Annotated in this window: 2 protein-coding genes; both read left to right on the top strand. The window is 58.0% G+C overall.

From position 1 onward, the window contains the following. Window positions 1-3,635 (top strand): RHS repeat-associated core domain-containing protein (locus QB898_RS12785; RefSeq protein WP_279525258.1); only part of this gene is annotated, 3,635 nt, incomplete at its 5' end. A gap of 14 nt (window positions 3,636-3,649) precedes the next feature. After that, window positions 3,650-4,315: a hypothetical protein gene (locus QB898_RS12780; RefSeq protein ID WP_279525257.1), complete on the top strand. Its 666-nt coding sequence runs from the start codon at window positions 3,650-3,652 to the stop codon at window positions 4,313-4,315. Window positions 4,316-4,582 lie beyond the last annotated feature (267 nt).

The raw sequence follows: 4,582 nt of genomic DNA, 5'->3' as shown, positions 1-4,582 counted from the left end.
CGGGCCGCCTGCAACTCAAAGCCGAATACGACAGCCAGGGGCGCGTCATCAAACAAACCGACGCCCTGGGCCAAAGCGTCAGCATCAGCCACCAAGACAGCCAGCGGCGCCAAAGCGTCAAAGACCGGCTGGGCCACACCACCGTCTACGACTACGACGAACGCGGCAACGTCACGCAAATCACCGACGCGCTAGGCGGCATCACCCGCTACCAATACGACGCCAACGACAACGAAACCGCCGTCACCGACCCGCTGGGCCGCACCACGCGGCGCGAATACGACGCCTACGGCAACGTCACCCGTGAAACCAACCCCCTGGGGCGGCAAAGCAGCACCGCCTACGACGCCAGCGGCAACGTCACCGAACAGCGCCAGCCCGGCGGTCTGAACACCCTCTACGGCTACAGCGGCGCAGGCGAGCTGGCCAGCCTCACCCAGCCCGGCGGCGGCGTCAGCCACCTGAACTACACCCCAAAAGGCAGCCTGCTCAGCCTCTCCGACCCCCTGGGGCGCGCCACCCGCTACGGCTACGCCCTGACAGGCGGCGCCAGCCAGCTTGCCAGCCAGACCGCCCCGGACGGCGCCCAAACCACCTACACGCGAGACGCGCAAGGGCGCATCAGCGCGCAAAGCACCGCCATCCGGCTGCAAGCGGGCCAGGCCGCGCAAGAAGCGCAAAGCCGCACCGCCCATGACGCACAAGGGCGCATCACCGCCCAAACCGACCCCCTGGGCCACATCACCCGCAGCGACTACAACGCCGCAGGCGATCTCATCAAACAAACCAGCCCGCTGGGCCTGATCACCCGCCACAGCTACAACACCCGTGGCGAAAAAGAAAAAACCGAACACCCGGACGGTCTCATCGACAGCTGGAGCCACGATGCCGAAGGGCGCGAAACCCAAAGCTGCACCGCTGCCGGCCCAGGCAACCCGGGCCTGTGCGAACAAACGCGCTACGACGCACTGGGCCGCGCCATCGAAACCGTGGACGCCGCAGGCGGCATCAGCCGCAACCAATACGACGCCGCAGGCCAGCTCACCGAAAGCCAGGACGCGCTGGGCCGCAAAACCCGCTACGAATACGACGCAGCAGGCCGCATCGTCAAAACCACCGACCCCCTGGGCCACAGCCAGCGCACGGCCTACAGTGAAGCGGGCCAAATCGCCAGCATCACGGCAGCCGACGGCAAACAAACCGCCTACGACTACGACAGCGCCGGCAGAAAAGTGCGCACCCGCTGGCCAGGCGGCGCCGTCAGCAGCAGCGCCTGGGACGCAGCGGGCCAAAAAACCGCCGACACCGACGAAACCGGCCACAGCCAACGCTACGCCTACGACAGCGCCGCACGCCTGATCCAAACCACCCTGCCCAGCGGCGCAGCCACCCGCTACGAATGGAACGAAGCCGGCCAGCTGCTGAGCCAAACCGACGCCCTGGGCAGAACCACCCACTACGGCTACGACCTGGGCGGACGCCGAACCAGCCGCCGCCTGCCAGACGGCAGCCAGGAGAAGCTGATCCATGATGCCGACGGCAACCTCACCGTCCAACAGCAATTGGATGGCACGCAAATCAGCTACAGCTACAGCCAAGGACGCGCCACAGGCCAGACACGCCCGGACGGCACACTGCAAATCGGCTACGACGCTCATGGCAGAGCAGCCAGCTGGAGCGACAGCCAGCGCGGATTAATCCAGCAAACACTGGACGCGCTGGGCCGCCAAACCAGCGAAACCGGCCCGCACGGCCAAAGCGCTGCCGCCTGGGACGCAGCCAGCCAGCGCACGCAACTGAGCGCAAGCTTTGCCGGCCAAGGCGAACACACCCTCCAAACCCGCTGGGACGCAGGCGGCCGCTTGCAAAGCCTGGCCAGCGGCCAAGGCAGCGCCCAATTCAGCCACGACGCGGCCGGGCGCCTGAGCCAAATCAAACGCGCCAACGGCGCCAGCAGCCACTACAGCTACGACGCGGCCGGGCGCCTGGCCCAAATCCGCCACCAAAAAGCCGACGGCAGCGCCCTGGCCCAATACAGCTACCAGCGCGACGCCAAAGGCCGGCTGACCCGCGCCACGGAAGAAACCGGTGGCCAAACCACAAACAAAAGCTGGGAATACGACGCCGACGGCAAACTCACCAAGGAAAGCATCACCACCCAGGGCGCAACCAGCGTCTGCCGCTACGCCTACGACAGCGTAGGCAACCGAGTGGAAAAAGACTGCGACGGCCAAAAAACCCTCTACGCCTACAACAGCCTGGACCAGCTCACAGAAGAACAAGCGGCCACAGGCCCCAAAACCACCTACCGCTGGGACGGCCGGGGCAACCTGCTCGAAAAGAGCACGCCATCGGCCACCATCCGCTACGAATGGAGCAGCGACAACCGGCTGCTCAAAGCCAGCGACGGCAGCACCAGCATCCGCTACGGCTACGACGCGCTAGGCCGGCGCATCAGCCGCACCCGGGAGGCAGGCGGTCAAAAACAGGAAACGCAATGGATCCTGGACACCGCCCGCCCCTACAGCGAAATCGTGCTGGAGAGGAGCCGCCAAAACGGCGGCGCATGGCAAGAAACGCGCTACACGCACACCCCCGATGGCGTAGGGCAACTCATCAGCGAACAAAGACAAGGCAAAACGCTGCACGTCTACGAAGACGGCCAAGGCAGCGCGAGGCTGATCACTGACGAGAGCGGCCAAATCATCGAAACGCTGGACTTTGATGCGTTCGGCAACGAGTCAAACCCGGATCCAGCCAGCCCCACGCGGCACCGCTACACGGGCGAGAGCTACGACAGCGCCACGGGGCTATACCACCTCAGGGCCAGGGACTACGACCCGAAAACGGGGCGCTTCATCTCGATGGACGAACACCCGGGCAGCCAGAGCATTCCGCTGACGCTGAACAAGTATCTGTATGGCAATGCGGATCCGGTTAATCATATTGATCCGAGCGGGAATTTCTCGCTGGGAGGAATGATGAGTGGTATTGGAAATATGGCCAGCATGATGGCAATGTCATGGGTCAGAATGGAGGTGGCAGACATGTTCTCCAGTGCATTACTGTCGCCTATTATTGAAGCATTAGTGCCCAAGCAGGGCGCCTCATTGGTAATGCCAAAGGGAAATTTGTACATGAATATACTGTTTGAAGGGTTGGCAACACATTGCATGGCATCTAAAAGAAAATGCTATATCAGAAAGGTTCCGCTTGTCTCGCATGGAATTGAATTGGTTGGTCACGCGATGCATATTTGGGCCTCGTTGCATGGGTTCGGCAATACCTTATCAGGGGCTGGATATACGTCATCATTCCTTATACGAGGGGCTGGCCATAAGAGGGGGTGGTATAACAAATATTACCCTTGTAATCGGGGGGTGAAGGGAGATAAATTGTCATGCGACGAATATCCTTTTGCGTCAACGCTAAATGGAGGGCATGCTAATTATCTAAATGATTCTGTATCATTGCAACTATTGCCACAACACGAATCCAATAGACAAGGAAAGCTGCTTAAAAATTTTTACAGTCGCGCTAACATATCAGTGGGTAAACCGTTTATCAGCGTTGCTAATCCCTTAGTCCCGTCTTATTTTATTGATAAACACGGTGCAAAACATCCACTTTTTTGAATAAAGGAGGTTTTATGAAGAAATTAGGGTACTCTGGATACAAGGGAACTCCTGCTGCATGGGTAGAGTTCTTGATTGCTTGGCAAAATAAAAAAGGTATCCAGCTGGAATATAAAAAGAATTTTGAACTTGATGCTTACGTCAGAAATTTTCCGATTGATGCGCCTGCGAGCTACAAGCATTTCATGGCCGCATGGAGAGCATTGGGTGAAAAAAGGTTTATGCCGGTGGTCAGCGTAGATAACAGTGAGTTTTTCAATTTGAGAAATCCAGATGCAGTGGAATGTCTCGCTTTCTGTCATTCAATTGGCAAGTTCGTCTTGGAAGAAAATTGGGAATTGACGACTCCATTGACTCTGGCAGCTGGTGACTATCGCAATTATTCGATAGAACAAGATTATATGCCATCATATCAGGCGCATTTTTGTAGCTGGGTGGTCGCCAACTATAGATTTATTGGTGGACATGTCTTTATGTTGATAAATCCGCTGGTTAGGTCGGATGATGGCGAGTGGGAGGCTTGCTATTTTGATGTTAATGCGCCATATTCAGTGCGTTTCTTGTCCTTTGCGGAATTGGTTGTGTATCTATATATAAACGATATCATGAATAAGGATGATTTTTCTTGGCAGGGGCGCGACGAAGATCCGACGGGGTTGTCTAAACTTTTACTTGACTAGATTTGCTGGTGCTTATCTAATGGATAAGGTGGTGGATAACGAAGTCTAATACTCGATAGTGATGCATAAAAAGAGCCTTCGCGCATATTTATTGGCGCTGATGGCATTTTGTTTGCCAATATGGCCTTCGTTGCATCTTGCCCGCGCCAGCTGGGATGCTGGTCGCTTTGCTGGCACACAAGCGGCCTACGGCTACGAAGACGCAAGCCAGCCGCACGCGCTGACCCGCTACAGCGACCCGGCGGGCCGCCTGCAACTCAAAGCCGA

This window comes from Ottowia cancrivicina (genome assembly GCF_029813755.1).
In the GTDB taxonomy this organism is placed as follows: domain Bacteria; phylum Pseudomonadota; class Gammaproteobacteria; order Burkholderiales; family Burkholderiaceae_C; genus Ottowia; species Ottowia massiliensis.
Note: the sequence above shows the minus strand (reverse complement) of the source record. Positions and strands in the feature narration are given on the sequence as shown.

What these genes read in the sequence shown, in the direction of transcription:
- QB898_RS12780 (WP_279525257.1), top strand. Translation starts at nt 3,650, where the DNA reads ATGAAGAAATTAGGGTACTCTGGATACAAGGGAACTCCTGCTGCATGG.